This window comes from Candidatus Bathyarchaeota archaeon, from assembly GCA_026014735.1.
Taxonomy (GTDB): domain Archaea; phylum Thermoproteota; class Bathyarchaeia; order Bathyarchaeales; family Bathycorpusculaceae; genus Bathycorpusculum.
The window spans coordinates 348,855-367,308 of record JAOZHT010000002.1; the positions used below are offsets into that span (position 1 = coordinate 348,855).

Below are 18,454 nucleotides of genomic sequence, written 5' to 3' on the forward strand. Positions count from 1 at the left end.
CGAGCTAGAGATATATAGGATTTTCCTTTTTTCCGCCTGTAACTACACAAATAGTAAACCTTCAAAAAAAAATATACACAATATTTCCGAAAAAATGAAATATTTAACCTGAATGAAACCCTAAAATACTGCTTAAAAATGCACAAAATCAATCGCAAAAACCAAGAACGGGCTAAAAAATGCAAAAACAACCGCACATATAGCACCAACACCGCCTAATTGCATAAACCCCAACGGTTCCAATTTCCAACCTTTAAAGCGAAACGATTTAAGCATCAAACCCACCCTTCAAGAGCAACAGGGAACCATACATGAAACCCCACGTAACTCTAGTTAACCCCGCTGCCCCCACTGGAGCCGCAATGCACATGCCCTTTGCACTGCTCGGCATAGGATACTTAGCGGCGGTTTTAGAGAAAAACAACTACCAAGTAGACGTCATCGACTGCCAAGTCCTGAACCTTTCAATGGATGAATTTCGGAGTGAAATCGCTAAACGCAAACCCAACATAGTCGGCGTAACCTCCTCAACCCTCACTTACAAGACAGGGCTCAAATTAGTCAAGATAGCACGGGAAGTCTGCCCCAACTGCGTAACCATCGCAGGCGGCGCACATGTTACCTTCTGGGATGACCATGCCCTCGAGGAATGCCCTGAACTTGACATCGTGGTTAGAAGAGAAGCTGAAGATACCCTGCTGGAGCTTGTGCAGCGCATCGAGGCAGGTAAGGACACCTCGGATGTTGTGGGTACAACCTGCCGGAAGGGCGGCAAAATCCAACGCAACCCCGACCGCCCCTACATCGAAGACCTCGACAGCCTGCCGTTTCCCGCGCGGCACCTCTGGCCCATGGAGAAATTCAGCCAATACGAAGACGTCCTCTACTTGGCGATGAGCCGAGGCTGCGTGTACTGGTGTGAGTTCTGCTGCACCGTACGAATGCATGGACGCAAATTCCGTATGCGCAGCGCCAAAAACGTTGCTGATGAACTTGAATTTCTCTATAAAACCTATGGGAAAACCAAATTCACCTTCTGCGATGACGCCTTCACCGTTGATCAGCAGTTGGTTGAGGATCTCTGCGGGGAAATCCATAGAAGAGGCTTAAAGATCGAGTGGAACTGCGGTTCACGCGTGGACTTAGTTACAAAGGAGTTGCTTAAGAAAATGAAGGATGCTGGATGCGTCTCCTTCTGGTTTGGCGCGGAATCAGGAACCCAGCAGGTCCTCGACGCAATGAAGAAAGGCATCACGCCTGAGTTAACAGAGAAAGTTATCGGTTGGGTCCGCGAAGTCGGCTTAAAGCCTACCCCAAACGTTATCTTGGGTTTCCCCGGTGAAACCAAAGAGAGCGCATGGAAAACAATCAAGTTCATCGAGAAAATTGCGCCTGACGCCGTCGGATTCTACAACGTCGCCACCCCCTTCCCCGGCACACCACTCTATGACCAAGTCAAAGAGAACGGTTGGCTACGCGTCACAGACTTTGACAAATACGACACTACCCGACCCATCTTTGAAACGCCGCAGCTCAGCATGAAGGAGTTGGGAAAGCTCCGTGAAGGCGCCTTCCATCACTATTACCTGCGAAGGGCATATTTTATGGCTAAGGAAAGACGCTTTAAGCTGTCTACCGCCATGGTTGTCGGCATGCATTTGGTTGCGAACATAAAGTTGAAGCTAAGAAGACAGTGAAGTAGTATCTGACCAATGGTAAAAAATCCGTGATCAGTTGACCGTAGGCTACACCCTGTGATTCACTGTTTCTCACTTATACCGCTTGCCCGCAAAAGCTGGCAAACAAAAAAGAGAACAAAATCGGGTTTTTTTTAAAAAAAAGGAAAGGGGTTGTCAGTTTTGTTTTGCTTAGCGTTTTCTGAAGAGGAGCGCCACCAGAATGAGGACGATGATGATGAGGACTAAGAGCGCGACGAAGGCAGGTATGAAGTATTGATCAGCTACGGAGCCGCCTCCAGTTGGCGTCTCGGTTGGTCCATGTGTGCCGGTTGAATCGACTGCGAATGCGGTCTCTGCGGTTGATGGCCAGTATCCGTTGTTGCCAGCGAATGTCGCCAGAACCATGTATTTGCCCTCGATGTCAGGAACCCATTGCATAACGTATGTTCCCGTTGCGTCTGTGGTTGCTGTGCCGATGTTTCTAAAGTTGTTGTTTGCATCAACTACGCTTATCATGACTTCGACGCCTGTGAAGTTGGTGGGCATGGGTTTCTGCTGGTACACATAAGCCATCCATTCAGACATGGATGCGTCGGATGACACTGGAACACCATTGGGGAACCGCGCTGCCTGCTCCTGCTGGTTGGTGCCTGCTGCGATATCAGTTACTCTGCCGCTGATAATTAATGAGCCGCCTAAGCCAAAGCCGGTGCTTGGCGCGTTAACCGTGATTGCTGAGGGGCCTCTGCCGACGACGTAGATGGAGTTGTCATAGCTGTTAAACCAGGTTGCATAGCCGTCTGCGGCTGCAAAACTGGAGGTGGTGAACTCGGTTACGTATGATGAGAGTGTCCAGATTTGTTCGCCTGTTGTTGCGTTAATCGCTCGTGTAAGGGCGCCCTTGAAGAGGGGGGTTTCAACCGTGTGCTCAGATGTGACAAGGTAGACTACGTCGTTGCCGATTGCGTTGACAAATGTGGGGTAGTTGCCTGGAACCTGGAAGCCGCTGTTAGTGCTGTTGTCTTCGCCGCCGTTACCGTAAGTCCAAAGCACATCGCCAGTAAGTGTGTCGTAGCAGTAAACTATGCCAGCGTATGCACTGCTGTACATTCTGCCGTAAGCAAAGGTGTTAGCTAAGCTGCCTGAAGCTTGGCTACCGTAGTAGTCAAAGTCCGCCTGAGGTGTTGATGGCCCCCAAAGTTTCGCGCCGGTGTCTAGGTTGTAGCCAATGAAGTTCTGGGTTTCACGGAGGTTCTCCACGAAGACGCGGTTCACGGGGTCAATGCCTGCTTGCAGAACTGTCAAGTTACCAGCGGGCGGCTGCACTGTGTTGCTCCATAGAATGCTGCCGACGGTTCCTCTGGATGCGTTGAGGTTGATAGCGAAGTATGTGTAGGGGCTGAAGCCTAAATTGCCCATGAAGGTTGCGCCTTGAGAGGGTAACGAGCCGTTGTAGAGCAGCATAATGTCATTGTATATCGCTCCGACTACCGTGACCGATGTCATGGGGTTGCGCCAGGAGACTGGGACGCTCCAGTCAAAGCGGTTCTGCGCGTTACTTGCGTTGTTGACGCCGCCGTTGACCTGCAATGTTGAGCCGTAAGGTACAACTTGGTTTGCTTGCCCGGTTGAGAGTGTTGCGGTGGTGCCGGTTCTCGGAATTGGGAATGTTGTTATGAGTGCTTGTACGTTGGGGTTACCCATGTAGGTAGCGTTGATGATTGAAGGCGACAGTAAGCTTCCGCCGGTGTAGGGGTTGGTTCCGAAGTTCCATAGTTTAGTTGAGTTCCACTGTGCCAGGTAATAGCTGGGATTAGCAGCTGTGCCGTTGTTTGCAAAGACATAGCGTATCTGTTCACCGTTTGGACCCATAACAGCTGTTCCTGTAGGCACGCCGGTTACGTTGAATAGCGGTTCACCGGTGAAGCCGTCGAATAGCCGGGCAAAGTTGGCTGTGCATAGTATCGATGGGTAGACACCGTGTTGGTTGGGATCTTCGTGGTCCCAGACAAGGGCAAGAGAAAGCGGAGGAACATCGCTTCGAGACCAGAGTTTTTCTCCGGTACGCAAATCAACGCAAACGGTTGGTCCGCTGTTGTAGCCTGTAAAGGATATTGGCTCTGTGTAGTAGATTCTGCCGTCGACGATGATGGGGTTTTGGTATCGCTGGTTATAGGCTGACCCTTCAAAGTATACGTTGCCAGGGATAGTGAATTTGTCGCCGCCGACAACTCCCGCGTTAGTTAATGGTTTAGTCCACATGATGTGGCTGGTTAATGGTCCTATGGTGTCGCCTGCATAGAAGACTGCGCCGTTGCCGCCAAGGTTGTAGCTGACAGTGAAGGCGCCGTAGCCGGGAGCACCTGTTCCCAGCCAGTTGTTAGATATTGTCCACCAGAAGGTGTTTTCGCCGTAGATGGGGCGGGTCCAGTATTCAGAGGGTAAAGGATAGCTGTCTGGGTAAGTGAAGATGGGGTCTTCTTGAACCACCAGAGTTGTATTTGCTGAGCTTGGAAGATAGTAGTCGTTGACTAGAATCGAGGTGGGGTTGTAGGCTCCGCCGCTTGAGTTGTAGGCTTGCCCGGGGAAGTTGAAGGTAAAGGTGTATGTTCCAACCATCGAGGGCGTAAACAAGTAGCTTTGAGATGAAGTGGTGTCTGCGATGGTTGCGAAGGTTTGAGAGGTGTTTGTGCCGTCAGGAGCCGTGATGGTTAACATGAAGTTGTGGAATCTATATTCATTGTTTACTGCTGCATAGGCGATTCCTGTTGCATTATCGTTGGGATAGTACCCGTAGACTCTGTTAAGCCACATGTAGATGAGGGTTGATTGGTTGAGTCCGATGGGGTTAGGTAACGCTGCGATGTAGGCGTTTGTTGTGAGTTGCTGTGGGGGATTGTGGGCGCTTGCGGTCGGTAGCAGCATGGTTGAGGCTGCGATTGAAGTTACTAAAATCAAACTGACGAAAATAGCTGTTGCTTTATTCGAAGAAAAATGCATAATTTTCTTTTTTCTCCTAAAAATTCTGTTATTACTAGTAGCGATTGCCCTTTAATAAAATTAACGCACTAGAAGGCAGGAGCACAGTTCTTTTGTCAAATAGACGCCTTTTGTTGCCCCTTATCGCCAACTCGGCTCATATATGCCTGGGTTTCCTCCGCTCTTCGGGTGTCATGCAGGGCTCAGGTACCGTAATCGATATAAACCGAATACCCAAGTATGCAAGCAATGCTCGACCTCTACATTGGATTGACCCAAAACGCCATCAACATAGCCGCTGCCCTCGCCATGCTCGTTACAGCCGTGCTACTAGCAGCCGCAATCGGAGACCCCTCCCCCAACTACCCCGACCGGCTAGCGTTTAAACTGCACCCCACCGTGCTGATGGGCAACTTCACACGGAAAATCGAACCGCATTTCAGAAACCCCAACTCTGCAACCGAAAAGTTTCTGGGTGCGCTTTTGGGTTTAACGGTTATCGCGGTGTTTGCGCTGCCCGTTTTTTTTGCGCTCTGGGCAATCTACTTGTTTCTACCCTTATACCTTAACTTGCTCGTCTATGCAGTCGTCGGCGTGGTGCTGCTAAAGATGACCCTATGCATCAAGCTTGAAACAGACTGGGCTAAAGCCGCAGCCAAAGCCATAGATGCAAACGATATTGATGAAGCAAAAAAGTACAGTCACTTCTCAAGGCGGGACTCACGGGGGCTGAACGGCAGCCAAATCGCCAGCGCCGTCATCGAATCCATGTCCGAGAACCTCATCGACTTTAAACTCTCACCCATGATGTCCTTTGCGCTCTTCGGCGTCACAGGCGCCATCGCCTTCCGCGCTATAAACACGCTTGATGGCATGGTGGGCTTCAAAAACAAGCAGTACATCAACCTGGGATGGTTCAGCGCAAACCTAGATAACTTGGTGAATTATGTGCCTACGCGGCTGACGGCACTGCTTATGATTGCTGCAGCGGCGCTTCTGGGGATGGACGCAAAAAACGCATGGCGCATGGCTCGCCGGGACCACAAAAAAACGCCCAGCCGCAACCACGGTTGGCCCATGGCGGCGGTTGCCGGCGCCCTACGCATCCAGCTTGAAAAACCAGGGCAATACATACTTGCTGACGCACAAGAACCCTTGACTGGCAAAAAGATTCTGGGGGCGCTTCGCATCCGCGACGTGACGATTGTGCTGTGGGGGCTGCTTTGTGTGGCGGTGCTTGTGGTGGTGCGGCTGTTTTGGATGCCGATTTAGTGCAAAGTATTAATCACACAGGCAAAGTAAAATGTGCTAAAGGGTGCCGCAGATGCGTGTCCTACTCATAAATCCACCGCGCATTCAGCCTAAAGCATGGGGGAGACCAAACGTTTTTCCACCCATAGTGCTGGCGACGGTGGCGGCGGTTCTGGAGAAGAAGCATGCGGTATCCATAATCGACGCGCCCACGGAGGGATGGGAGAACCTGACGGAACTCGACGAATCCAAGTACCGCGTTGGCTTGAGCGCAGAGACGATTGCCTCCCGAGTAGCAGCGTGGAAGCCTGATGTAGCAGTTTTGGAGATTCCGTTTTCAGGGTGGTCCAGAACCGCGTTTGAGGTTGCAGCCACCGTCAAAGGCGTTAACCCAGAAATAGCCGTGGTGCTGTTTGGGCTGCACCCGTCCTCTCAGCCCAGGGAATGCCTACAGAATAGTAATGTAGATTTTGTGGTAATCGGGGAACCCGAAACCACCATCAATGAGCTAACCGATGCGCTTTCGGAGAAGAAAACCGAATTCGGCGATATCAAAGGAATAGGCTACCGCAAAGAGGGCAAGCCGGTTTTAACAGGCAAACGCGCGGCAACTGAAGATTTAGATACGCTGCCCTTCCCGGCAAGGCACCTGTTGCCCATGAAGGTCTACGGCGAAGCTGTGAAGCAGAATCCGCTGCGAGGCGAAATCAGCAAGCCCTACACCATCGTCATCACCAGCCGCGGTTGCCCCTACAACTGCGTGTTCTGCTCCAACTGCATCGTTTGGGGCAAAAAGTGGCGTCCACGCAGCCCAAAGAATGTGGTGGATGAGCTTGAGCAGGTAGTGAAGGTTTTCGGCATCAAACAGGTGGATTTCTCCGATGACAACCTCACCTTGGATAGGCAAAGGATGATACAGATATGCGACTTAATCATCCAGCGTGGACTGCGCTTTGAGTGGTTCACGCCTAATGGCATCCGCGCCGACACCCTCGACGAGGCCTTACTGCGCAGGATGAAGGAGGCGGGCTGCAAGAAAATCCGCATCGCGCCCGAATCAGGCGTACAGCGCGTGGTGGATGAGGTCATCAGGAAGAATCAGGACCTTGGAAAGGTGGAGGAGGCGGTTGTCGCAGCTAAAAAGGTGGGTTTGAAGGTAGGCTGCTTTTTTGTCATGGGCTTAATCGGCGAAACCAAAGCCGACATCGAAGAAACCATCCGGTTCGCCTACAAACTCCGCAGTTTAGGCGCGGACACATTCATCTTCAGCATCGCTATGCCGCTTTACGGCACCACCTTTTTTGAGCAAGCACGCGACCACGGCTACCTCAAAGAGGGCTTCTGTGATTTTGCGTTGGCGGCGACTGAGCCGCTGGTGGAGACGGAGGAGTTTTCGGCATCGGATCTGCAGGAGCTCTGTATGCGGGCAAACATGGTGAATCCCACCTTTACCAGGGGGAAGATGCTGCGGGCGATGCGGCATCCGGTTAAGACGGCGAAGATGCTGCTTAAAAAGAAATGAGGCGCTCCGCTGCTGTCAGGGGTTGCTGTGTGTTGTTGAAATCCTTAAGTACTACGCTGGTACTACTGAATTATTGTGTGATCCATGCAAGACGAAGTGAAGGTTACTAGAAAATACCAAGTCACCATACCTGAAAGCGTCCGCGCCGAACTAGGCGTAAAAATCGGCGACAAACTCATAGTCAAATCCGAAAATAAACGCATAATCATGGAAGCCCCCAAACGCATCAAAAACCCCTCCGACTCACTATACTGCCTCTTCGGTAAACCCCTAAACGTTGACGCAGTCAAACTTGTAGAGCAATCCTGGGAAACCAACTCCAAGCCAGAGCAGCTAAAGAAAATAAGCGGCAAAGAAAAGGAAGATCAAGCTTGAGCTACTACGTTGACACAAACATTTTCGTCTACTCCGCGCTGGCGCATCCCCTCTATGGGGAAACCTGCAAACGAATAATAGACGACATACAAAACCTCAAAATCAAGGCCTTCTGCGGTTTTCTAGTTCCCATAGAGCTTCTCGGCGCGTTAGCACGAATAGACCCCGAAAAAGCCGCTGTTGCAGTAGAAGCATTTTTCTCGCTACCCATAAACATGATACCGATAGACGAGGATATCATGCAGAATGCAGCTAAACTAACGCTTGAATCAGGCGTCAGCTATGACTGCGTGCACGCGGCATGTATGCACAACAAGGGTTTGGAAACAATAATAACTGAAGATGCAACGGATTGGAAGAAAATAAAGAAATTCAAAATCATCCGACCGCTTGAATACAAAAAACTAGTTAACCCCTAAGTGACCCGAATTACCCCAAATAAACTAAAACTTTACCGTAACTCCAGCGCATCTTTAGCTGCCTCTTCCAGGCGAATTTACCTCTAAGCTGCAATCAGCGTTTTCTAGGTCGCTTTACGTAAACATTATATGGTGTTTCAGCGTCTAACCCTTTCTACAAGGGCGAAGCATACTTGAAGATTACACTCCTCAATCCACCCTATCCCCCAAACGCGCATAGTCACCCACCGTTCATTCCGTTGGGGCTAGCATATCTTGGCGCCATCGCCGAGCAGGCAGGACACCAAGTCACAGTCATAGACTGCCAAGGCGAACACCTCAGCTACGAGGGCTTCCGCAGCCGCATAGCCGCGGTGCCATCAGACGTTATCGGCGTAACCTCAACTACGCTGCTCTACAACAGCGCCAAAACCCTCATAGAAATCAGCCGCCAAGCACACCCTAACGCAATAACCATGTTCGGCGGCAGCCACGTGAGCTTCTGGGACGAAAATGCCATCAACGAATCAGCCGCCATCGACGTAATCGTACGCAAAGAAGGCGAAACAACCTTCCTTGAGCTTCTTCAGCGCATCGAAGCAAAAAAGAGCCTTGAAGGCATCCTGGGCACAACCGTGCGCTCCAAAGACGGCAAAATCCAGCGTAACCCCGACCGCCCCTTCCTCCACGACCTCGACTCGTTGCCCTCACCTGCCTACCACCTGTTGCCGCTGGACAGCTACCACCGCATGGGCAAAACCATCTTCCCCATCGTCACCAGCCGAGGATGTGTGCAGTGGTGTGACTTCTGCAGCACCGTACGCATGTTCGGCAGAGGCTACCGCGTCCGCAGCCCCAAAAAAGTCGTGGACGACATGGAGAACCTTCATAAAAAATACGGCGAAAGCCAATTCACATTCTACGATGACGCCTTCACCATAAACCGCAAACATACCCTGGAAATGTGCGCTGACATCAAAGCCCGAGGGCTGCATGTGGAGTGGGACTGCGAAACCCGCGTGGACTGCGTCGATGCAGAGTTGCTGGAGAAGATGCGGGATGCAGGCTGCATTACGATTTGGTTTGGCGTGGAATCGGGCTCTGAGAAGATGCTGGGCAAGATGCATAAGAGCATTAACCGCGACCAGGTGCGTTCGGCTTTCAAGATGGCGCAGAAAGCAGGCATGATGACTATCGCGTCGGCAGTCATAGGCTTCCCCGGAGAAACCGAGGAGACCGCGTGGGAAACCATCAACTTCATCAATTCGCTTAACCCCGACGACATCGGCTGCTACGTCGCCACACCCTACCCCGGCACCCCCATGTACGACGAAGTCGTCAAGAACGGCTGGCTACGCGTCACCGACTTCAACAAATACGACACCGCCACCCCCACCTTCGAAACCCCCGAACTCAGCATGGAGAAAATCCGCGAAATCAAATACAAGGCGCACCAGAAATTCTATTTGCGCCCCGCTTACGTGTTTAAGATGATGCGTAAAGGTGGCACCTATGGACGCAGCGGACTGAAGACTTCGGCGGCGTATGCACTGCGGGCCATGCACATAAAACTCTCCTAACACGCGTCCTTTTCTTTTTTTAACAGTTACTTTTTGATTGTACAAACCTATATATGCCGTATTAATTTCCTATTAGTGTGGTGATAATATGGTAAAAGCAATAGTATCAATTGACGACAGAACAAACCGCATACTCAACATACTCAAAGCCAAGTATGGCCTCAAAGACAAAAGTCAAGCGATAAATTTAATGGCACAGCAGTTCGAAGAATGCGTCATGGAGCCAGAGCTAAGACCAGAATTTATCGAAAGCTTGAAGGCTTCAGAAACTGAGAAAACCGTGAAGGTCAAAGACTTCGCTAAAAGGTACGCATAGCGTGATTACTTGTATTCTCTTGAAGTAGTCGAGAAAGTAGACCGAATATTCAAGAAAATAGCAAAGAAAGATTCGGCCCAGTTTGACGCTCTCGCCAAGAAAGTAAACGCTATACTAGAAAATCCTCAGCAGTTCAAACCACTTAGGTCTCCTATGCAGCATATGCGCCGAGTTCATGTAGGTTCTTTTGTGCTTGTTTTCGATGTAGACGAAACTAGGAAGGTAGTTACAATAAGAAGATATGAGCACCATGATAGCGCCTACAAGTAAGGGTGCTATTGGGTATCTGCATTTATCTGGTTCTTTGAATATATGCCCCCCTTTAAGAAAACATTATAATCTAATCCAGCGTTAACCCATTCAAACGGAAAGGGCAAGCAATGAAAATCACCTTAGTTAACCCGCCATACCCCCCAAGCGTACATTCACACCCCGCGTTTATGCCGCTGGGAATAGGCTACCTTGGAGCGGTGGCAGAGAAAGCAGGACACAAAGTCACCGTCATCGACTGCCAAGCCGAAAAACTAACGCAGGAAACCTTCCGGACCCGCCTAGCCGAGACCCCCTCAGACATCGTCGGCGTCACAGCCACCACGCTTCTCTACAAGTCTGCCATGCAACTCATCACCACCTCCAAGCAGGTGCATCCAGAGGCAACCACGGTGCTGGGCGGCTCACATGGCACGTTTTGGGATGAGAACGCCCTCAAAGAGTTCCCAGCCCTCGACATGGTCGTGCGGCGTGAGGGCGAGGAAACCTTCATTGAACTCGCTGAGAAACTTGAAAGCCACGGCAGACTCAAAGCGGTTTTAGGCATTACCTTCCGCGACGGCGACAAAATCGTCCGCAACCCCGATCGCCCCTTCATAGCCGACCTTGACGCGTTGCCCTTTCCTGCTCACCACCTTTTCCCGCTGGAGAAGCTGCGGCATAACGGCAAAATCATTTTTCCGCTGGTAAGCAGCCGCGGATGCGTCTTCTGGTGTGACTTCTGCAGCACCGTACGCATGTTCGGCAGAGGCTATCGCATGCGCAGCGCCGAAAACGTGGTGGATGAGATGCAGCTTATCCATGATAAGTATGGCGTGGATCAAGTTACCTTCTATGATGACGCATTTAGCGTGGACCGAGCCCGGATTGTGAAGATCTGCCGGGAGCTTCGTACGCGGGGTTTGCGTTTGAAGTGGGACTGCGGCACCCGCGTGGACATGGTGGACCGCGAACTCATGACGACCATGCGTGACGCTGGATGCTTCGCTGTCTGGCTGGGCGTGGAATCAGGCTCAGAGGCCATCTTGGGCGCCATGAATAAAAACATCAAGATCGAGCAGACCAAGCTGGCATACAAGACAGCGCATCAAGTTGGGCTTATGACGATTGCTAACGTGGTGCTGGGCTTCCCCGGCGAAACCGAGCAGACCGCCCGCCAAACCATAAAGCTTGTAAAGGAACTCAGCCCCGACGACGTGGGCTTCTACATAGCCACACCCTACCCCGGCACCCCCATGTACGACGAAGTCGTCAAGAACGGCTGGCTGAGAGTAGATGACTTTGACAGGTTCGACACGGCAGGCCCAACCTTTGAGACACCGATGCTTAGCATGGAGAAGGTGGCGGAGCTGCGTGCTAAAGCCTACCAAGAATTCTATCTGCGCCCCAGCTACGTCATAAAGATGATGCGGCACGGCGGCGTCTATGGGATCGCTGCGGTGAAGACTTCAGGTGCTTACCTGCTGCGGTACCTGCATCTGAGGCACTGAGGGCTCCTTGAGTTTACGGATAAACGCAGCCGCCGCTAAGGCAAGCACGGTTACACTGAGCGAAACAGTTATGGATATGAAGTTTATGCCGATGGGTGAGAGCCCCAGGAACAATCCGATTAGCCCCGCTAAACCCAGGCTTAACGCGACGGAGAGCACGATGGATTCGATGAGGTCCAGGCGGTTTTTGCCTAAAAACAGCAGGTTTACTAGGCAGTAGCCGGGCAAGAAAACAACAAAGATGAAGGCAAGGACAGCGCGGATGTAAACGAAGATGCTGTCGCTTGGGATAAGATAAGTTATCAATAACGTTGCTGCTGTGAAGGCTACGATGATTTCAAACCATCTTTGCGGCTTCACGGTTTTTACCTTCAAAAAAATAAAGAAAGGAAGAAAGTTTACATGAACGCCTTGTAGATTGGGTGTGTTTCTTCGAGTGGTCTGGTTCCAAGGTCAGCTGCTGCAGATGCGATGTATGTGTCAGTGATTGCGACTGCTGGGAAGACCCATTCTGCCTGCTCGGCTGGACCGATCATGAGCCAGTTGGCGCCTGCCATCTGCATGATGGTGTTAGTTGAGCAGACTGTGCCTTTGCGGAACTCTTTAGCGATGTTTGCTTTAACCCAACCCATGGTTGTGACAACGTTGCCGCTGCCTAATCCGACTGGGTGACCATACTTCTCTTTCATGATGGGTATGGCACGAACGGATGTGCCCATGTCTGGTTCGAACGCTGGAATGGCTGTGTCGATGAGCGGTTTAGTGATGCCGCCTTTCTCTGCGAGCGCTAATGCTTCAACGATGACGTTCATTTTGCCTTCAAGAGTTGTGTCTTTTGGATCATCAGCAAGCACAATGGACATCTTGATGCCGCTTTCCTTAAGGTTGGCAAGTTCAGCATCGGTGACGCCCTTGTAGACTGAGTTGTAGAGGCATCTGTCGGTTAAGCCCATCTTCTTTGCCAAGTTTGCAGCTGCCATGCGGGTCTTAGGGCTCATTGCGTCGAGCATGAGTGGTGCATCGGTGTGTTGTGGGACGAAGTCGATGTATTTCTCGAAGGCTGTCTCAGTCGTTCCGACTATGTCAAGAGCGAATGGGACGCCGGTTATGTCGCTTTGGGTTTGGCATGTGTTAATGATTTGTTCTGCAGCCTTTGCATCGAAGATACCTTTGTTTGCGTCCTGAACCATCTTCTGGCCTAGCCAAAAGATAGAGCCAATCAAGAAAGTTGGTAATTCTCCCGGTTGACCGCCTACTTTAACTTTCCCAAGCGTGTAGATTTTCTGTTCTGTGCCGAATTTAAAGGACATTATTCCACTTCTGATGGATTATTTCTTGATCGCTTTCTTTGCGAGCTCTGGAGCTTCTTCCTTGTTCTTGCCGAAGAGTGCACCGAGGGCATCAGCGTCTTCTTTTTTAACGGCTGCGCCGCCCATGATGATGCCGACTTTGTCTTTGAGGCCTGCTGCCTTGAGAAGTTCGTCTAGTTTTGCAAGGTTGTTCTTTGCTGGGACAGTGTTAACTGAGATTGCGATGAGGTTTGCGTTGTTTTCTTTTACTTTGTCGATGAATACTTGTGGAGCAACGCTTTTTCCGACGTCAATGGTTTTGAATCCTGCGCGTTTTAGTGACCGGCGAACTGCTTCTTTCGCTGTGTCATGCATGTCTGGTTCGATGTTGCCGATAACGATTATGCCTAATGGATTCTCTGGTTCTGGTGGTTCTTTTTCCATCATAGATTTAAGCCACGACATTTAAACACCTTTTTTCCTTTTTTATACTCTGGGCTTTTTATACTCGAATTTCATATTTAACCTTTTACCAACAATTCCCACGTAAGCATATTAAGCGTGAAAGTAAATGCCTAAAGTTATTCCCTCGCATGTGTTGCTGTTGTTGCTGTTTGCGTTTGCATTCAGCTACCGTTTGCTTCTTATGCTTTGGGCTGGTTACCCGCCGGGCGCCGATATAGGTTTGCATAACAGCGTGATTCATTCGATTGTTGGCGTGGGAAACGTGGATTTTCTCTATAATTTCTATCATATTGGCGGTGGGGTGTCGCTGACTTTTCCAGGCTACCACATCTTTACTTCAGCAGTAATCTTGATGACTGGGTTACCTGAGTATCTTGCGCAGGCCGCGGTGGTTTCCCTGTTTTCTGCAGTCATAGTGCTCTGTGCTTTCTTGGTCACCAAGAAGGTTTGGACGGCATCGGCGGCGTTGATTGTTGCTTTTTTGGCGGCGATTTCCCGTTTTGACGTAGAGATGCTTATGTGGGCAGGTTACCCCAACGTGTTAACCCTGATGCTTATACCGTTAACCTTCTATCTGTACCTGGAAAAGGACCGCTTCTCTAGTGTGCCCTTTTATGTTTCCACCTCGCTATTGGCAGCTTCGATATTTCTGACTCATTCCTTAAGCGCCGTCATGTTTGTCGGGGTGCTGGCGCCGGTGGTATTACTTGTTCTGCTCTGGCCTAAAACCATGGGGGCCTCTAGGAAAAACATACTTTACCGCTGGATACTGCCCCTTGTTTTCGGCGCAGCCCTGGTTTCGCCGTTCCTGATTCAGGCGGTTCCAACATACCTTCAAGAGTACGGTTCAGCCGAAATAACCAACGCAACCCTAGCCAGCAGAATCCTCCCCTACTGGATAGTGCTGCCTCTTTTCCTCATCGTGGTAGGTTTCTTTGCTTTCTCCGTAAAGTACCAAAAGAAAATCGTGACGCTACCGACATTGCTGTTTGCCATGTGGGTTTTTGTTCCGCTGATCTGCACGCAGGGCTACCTGGTTGGGGCACCGGTTGATTATAATCGTTTCCTCTATTTTCTGATACTGCCTGTTTTGGTGTTCATCGCGGTTCTGATTGACCATGGCTCCGAAACCTTCGCCTATGCCATCGACAAGAACCGAGGCAAAATCAACTTTGAAAGATACAAAATCCGGGTCAACCGACGCTTTGAGGGGATCCAGCGGAAACTGGAGGGGGCATCCAAAAAATTAGCTGTTGCCGCCACCCAAAAGAGGCTGTATAGCTTTTTTATCCTGTTCTTTCTGCTGCTCTCGTTTGTGGCGCTGCCCATCTTTGCAACTCCTTCCCTAAACTTTGGTCAGACACTCCAGAGCTACTACCAAACTATGGATAATCCTAAGTGGGAGGCGATGCAGTGGATTAAGCAGAATACATCGGAGGGTTCGGTGCTTGTGGCTGATGCATTGTATGGCTGGTGGCTAGGCGGGTTTACGCAGCAGCCAACTTTGAGTGCTGTGGAACCAGCGTATCTGACGGTTAAGCGAGAAGTAGATAATGCCACATTTGCCCGAAATCTACTTGACACCGATTATATTGTTGATAATGGTTTGATTCAAGTCAGGGATGACGGTTACCTTTCAAGGCATAATCCAGAGATATTAGTTAAGCAAAACTGGACTTATGCGGATTATTCCTTCTTCACTTTTAGCAGCCAAGATTTCACGGTAGATTACAACGTTGACGGAATACATAATACAAGTTCTGTTAAATTGGTTGATCTCCCAACGAAGGAGACTCGACTTGAGAATTACGGGGATCACTTAGACATAGTTGTTATTCAGGGAAACGAGTTCTTTAACTACACTCGCACAACCACCCTCTATGGTGGATTAGAATTTGTAACTGTTTCCTCAACCCTTCAAGCGATAACTCCAGGGGTAACCTTCGCATCGGTAGATATGACAATTCAAACCACAGGGCTTCAAGTTCAGGCACCCTATGATGACGAAGCGACAATCGGGATAGTGGAGACTGGCACAAAGGATTTCGGTCAGCTGATTTTCAAAACAACACCGTTCTATGCAGATATTGCATATGCAAGTAAGGACTCAGAGGTCGTAAAAGGCGTTAATCTGCATTACCTATTCAATGGAGCTTCAGAAGCCAAAATAGACATTTCAGCTATTGCCTACTCAGCAACCAATGAACAACGCTACTACGACAATGTAGATGAAAGAAATACTTTTTTTTCCCAAAAAATGGCTGAAAACCTTAACGCAGACTTGAAACCGACCATGGCATCTTTTGACGTTTTTGACTACAAAGAGGAACTTAAAAACCGCAGCGTCTCATATGTGGTTCTGTCAGTCAGCCAAGATTCTAACCCTGATAAGACAGAATTAGATATTCAAGCCAAATTCGCTCTCGACCCCCTGTTTAGCCGCGTATTTAATAACCAAGAAGTCGCAATCTTTCAAGTTAACAGACACCTGCAAGGGACAGGGTGAGCACAATAGCGTTGCTTGATGGCTTACAAAACAAGAAGCAAATCGAAGTTGCCTTCATAGCGGTTTTCTCAGTGCTCATCTTCGCCATATTCTACGTGCTCGTATCCATGAACGGCGTGGTTTTAGGCAACGACCCCGCGGTGCATCTGGAGAAAGCCCAGATTTTCCTAAACACAGGCCAAATCTCGCTGGCTAACATCGGCTGGACTCCTCCACTCTACCAGATTGTGCTGGCTATGCTGATTTCCCTAAGCGGTGCCTCAGCGGTTGCTCAGTACATCGTGCTGGTTAGGGTTTTTGCGGTGGTTGTGGATTGGCTGCTGTTTATGGCGGTTTATTTGATGGCTACCAAGTTCTTCGGCAGAAAAGTCGGCGTCGTCGCTTCGGTTCTGCTGTTGATGTCTTTTCCAACTTTCGAGATGAACGCCTTCGGCGGCTACACGACGGTTCTGGCGTTGGCGTTTCTGTTTCTGGTTCTGCTTTACACTCCGTTGGCGGTGAATAAGCTGGGGTATTTGGCGGTGGCGTTTTTTGCGGCGTTTGGGCTGGTGCTTTCGCATCAGTTGGCGGCGTTTTTAGCGGTTTTCATTATGCCGCCGGTGCTGCTGTATATGCTGATTAAGTCAAAGGGCAAAAACCTCAAGGTGGTAATGGCGCTTGCTTTAGGCGGCGGCATAGCGTTTTTCCTCTACTATTTCCAAGCCATGGCCGGCTACCTCGATGTAGTAATTGATTACGTGTTTTTCGCCATCAAAGCCTACGCTTACCAGATTCCCTACACTAGCTTTGGAGCCTTTATGATTGATTACGGCTTTGTTTTCTTCTTTGCAGTGGCAGGCATCGGCATCTCATATTACCTGCTTAGGAAAAGGGGGAAACCGCTGTACTTTTTGATTCTGATTCTAAGTTTCGCGGTTCCGCTTTTCTTTGCGGAATCCTACCTTTTCGGGTTGTTTATGCCTTTCCAGTGGTTCATGTATTACGTTACTCCACCAATTGCGATTTTAGCCGCGGTTGCCATCGTATTCTGTGCCGAGAAACTTCTGGTTTACTATAGCAGTCACCGTTTGATTTTCCGCAAGATGTGGGTTCGGGCGATGGTGGTTTTGGTTGTGGTGGCGTTGGCGGCTATGCTGGTTTATCGGGGTGATGTTGTGTATGGTAAAATCATGGAGGCCAGCGTTTTTTACTCGACCACCGACGTGAAAGCCTATGATGCAGGTGTGTGGCTAAAAGAAAACTATCCTGAACCAGCCAACGTGACTGTGACGCGGATTCCAGGTTTCTGGTTCCAGGAGTTCTCGGGTAAAAACGTGACGGCGCAAACTGACCATACTGTGCAGCGTAATGAAGTGGCGGAGTCAATTCTGAGTTTATCCTATGAAATTGAGCAGCCTCAGACGCTACTGAAAGCCTACGAAGCCAAAGGCGCCATATACGATGAAACCTACGTTTCCTTCGATCAGGTTTGGAACCGCGTTTCCTACACGTCGGGCGCAGGCGACTTTGTCATGTTCAGCCTAAATGGCGTGGACTATAACATTGCGCTGTCAAGCATGCACCGCATAACAGTATTCAACTCATCCGCAAACCCCAAATCCATCTCGTTCATCTTCACCAACCAGTACGTTGCAGTTACAAAAACCATCCAAGTCGCCGACGATCAATACCCCTTCACGGTTTCCTGGACTCTAACTCCTCTGCAGGCCACCCTATCCAACGCTTCGCTTTACCTGAGCACCCTTATGGATTTAGCCTTCAAGTTTGACCGAGTACAGATTCCGGGTTTGTATGATTGGATTAGCCCTTGGGATGCGCCTAGCCAACTTAAAACCGTCAGCCCCGACGGGTGGGTTGCAGCCGCCTTTGCTGGCGCGCATTTGACGGATAATTATCTGGGACTCTACGATGAAGCCGATGATGTGGCGGTGGCGTTCCGCTTCAATGAGCTGCCAGAATGGGGCAACGTCGGCGCACTAAACACCAGCTACATCGATGCTGTGCGTTTCGGCTACGGCTTTGGCGATTTAGCAGCTAACCAGTCTGCAGGCTGCTCCTATGAGGTTCTGTCGCTTTCCAAAAGCACCTATCCCACGTTGTCGCCTCAAGCCGTGGAGGGCCTGTTTGATTTGAAGCCAGCTAAATTCGCGGTCTCCGCTCGAGACTACATGGATTACATAAATGAAAACGACATCCGCTTCATAGTTTACGACAAAAACCAGCTTGACACCACAATCATCCATAGCAAGCTGCTCCAGCAAATCTTCAGCAACGACCGATACGTCATCTTTAAAATCCTACGCTGATGCGATGCCTCTTTTTTCCCATTGGGAA

16 protein-coding genes are annotated in these 18,454 nt (G+C 50.0%); 11 read left to right on the plus strand and 5 right to left on the minus strand.

The window, feature by feature from the left end; all coding sequences use genetic code 11:
• Positions 1-132: 132 nt before the first annotated feature.
• Positions 133-276 carry a hypothetical protein gene (locus NWE93_07645; protein MCW4000097.1) on the minus strand — a complete coding sequence of 48 codons (144 nt, stop codon included), beginning with the start codon at positions 274-276 and terminating at the stop codon, positions 133-135.
• A gap of 35 nt (positions 277-311) precedes the next feature.
• On the opposite strand from NWE93_07645, the gene NWE93_07650 reads away from it, so the two are divergent.
• Positions 312-1,697, plus strand: coding sequence for a B12-binding domain-containing radical SAM protein (locus tag NWE93_07650; GenBank protein MCW4000098.1), 1,386 nt, complete (start codon positions 312-314; stop codon positions 1,695-1,697).
• 171 nt (positions 1,698-1,868) lie between these two features.
• Here NWE93_07650 and NWE93_07655 read toward each other — a convergent pair whose 3' ends face one another.
• Positions 1,869-4,637, minus strand: a complete 2,769-nt coding sequence (locus NWE93_07655; protein ID MCW4000099.1) for a PQQ-binding-like beta-propeller repeat protein — start codon at positions 4,635-4,637, stop codon at positions 1,869-1,871.
• 270 nt (positions 4,638-4,907) lie between these two features.
• Here NWE93_07655 and cbiB point away from each other — a divergent pair, with 270 nt between their 5' ends.
• The 8 genes from cbiB to NWE93_07695 all read left to right on the plus strand — a co-directional run bounded on the left by cbiB (position 4,908) and on the right by NWE93_07695 (position 11,860).
• Positions 4,908-5,930, plus strand: coding sequence for an adenosylcobinamide-phosphate synthase CbiB (gene cbiB, locus NWE93_07660; protein MCW4000100.1), 1,023 nt, complete (start codon positions 4,908-4,910; stop codon positions 5,928-5,930).
• Positions 5,931-5,982: 52 nt separating this feature from the next.
• Positions 5,983-7,431, plus strand: coding sequence for a B12-binding domain-containing radical SAM protein (locus NWE93_07665; GenBank protein ID MCW4000101.1), 1,449 nt, complete (start codon positions 5,983-5,985; stop codon positions 7,429-7,431).
• An 84-nt stretch (positions 7,432-7,515) separates the two neighbouring features.
• Entirely contained in the window at positions 7,516-7,806 is a 291-nt protein-coding gene (locus NWE93_07670; protein MCW4000102.1) for an AbrB/MazE/SpoVT family DNA-binding domain-containing protein, read from the plus strand.
• Positions 7,803-8,225, plus strand: a complete 423-nt coding sequence (locus NWE93_07675; GenBank protein MCW4000103.1) for a type II toxin-antitoxin system VapC family toxin — start codon at positions 7,803-7,805, stop codon at positions 8,223-8,225. The genes NWE93_07670 and NWE93_07675 overlap by 4 nt, the downstream gene beginning before the upstream one ends.
• A gap of 173 nt (positions 8,226-8,398) precedes the next feature.
• Positions 8,399-9,784, plus strand: coding sequence for a radical SAM protein (locus tag NWE93_07680; protein ID MCW4000104.1), 1,386 nt, complete (start codon positions 8,399-8,401; stop codon positions 9,782-9,784).
• A gap of 88 nt (positions 9,785-9,872) precedes the next feature.
• Entirely contained in the window at positions 9,873-10,100 is a 228-nt protein-coding gene (locus tag NWE93_07685; GenBank protein ID MCW4000105.1) for a DUF2683 family protein, read from the plus strand.
• Positions 10,101-10,109: 9 nt separating this feature from the next.
• Entirely contained in the window at positions 10,110-10,370 is a 261-nt protein-coding gene (locus NWE93_07690) for a type II toxin-antitoxin system RelE/ParE family toxin (GenBank protein ID MCW4000106.1), read from the plus strand.
• Between the two features lie 110 nt (positions 10,371-10,480).
• Positions 10,481-11,860, plus strand: coding sequence for a radical SAM protein (locus NWE93_07695; GenBank protein ID MCW4000107.1), 1,380 nt, complete (start codon positions 10,481-10,483; stop codon positions 11,858-11,860).
• Here NWE93_07695 and NWE93_07700 read toward each other — a convergent pair.
• From NWE93_07700 to NWE93_07710, 3 genes are read right to left on the minus strand one after another with little or no spacing between them, the layout of a single operon-like run.
• A complete protein-coding gene (locus tag NWE93_07700) occupies positions 11,819-12,220 on the minus strand; it encodes a DUF1616 domain-containing protein (GenBank protein MCW4000108.1) in 402 nt (133 codons plus the stop codon). The genes NWE93_07695 and NWE93_07700 overlap by 42 nt on opposite strands.
• A 38-nt stretch (positions 12,221-12,258) precedes the next feature.
• On the minus strand, positions 12,259-13,170 hold the full coding sequence (locus NWE93_07705) for a tetrahydromethanopterin S-methyltransferase subunit H (protein MCW4000109.1): 912 nt from the start codon (positions 13,168-13,170) through the stop codon (positions 12,259-12,261).
• Positions 13,171-13,188: 18 nt separating this feature from the next.
• Positions 13,189-13,614, minus strand: coding sequence for a cobalamin-dependent protein (locus tag NWE93_07710; GenBank protein MCW4000110.1), 426 nt, complete (start codon positions 13,612-13,614; stop codon positions 13,189-13,191).
• A gap of 106 nt (positions 13,615-13,720) precedes the next feature.
• On the opposite strand from NWE93_07710, the gene NWE93_07715 reads away from it, so the two are divergent.
• Both NWE93_07715 and NWE93_07720 read left to right on the plus strand, forming a co-directional pair.
• The gene (locus tag NWE93_07715; protein ID MCW4000111.1) at positions 13,721-16,120 is read left to right on the plus strand and encodes a hypothetical protein; all 2,400 of its coding nucleotides are present in this window, start codon (positions 13,721-13,723) and stop codon (positions 16,118-16,120) included.
• Positions 16,117-18,426: a hypothetical protein gene (locus NWE93_07720; GenBank protein ID MCW4000112.1), complete on the plus strand. Its 2,310-nt coding sequence runs from the start codon at positions 16,117-16,119 to the stop codon at positions 18,424-18,426. Before NWE93_07715 ends, NWE93_07720 begins: the two co-directional genes overlap by 4 nt.
• Positions 18,427-18,454 lie beyond the last annotated feature (28 nt).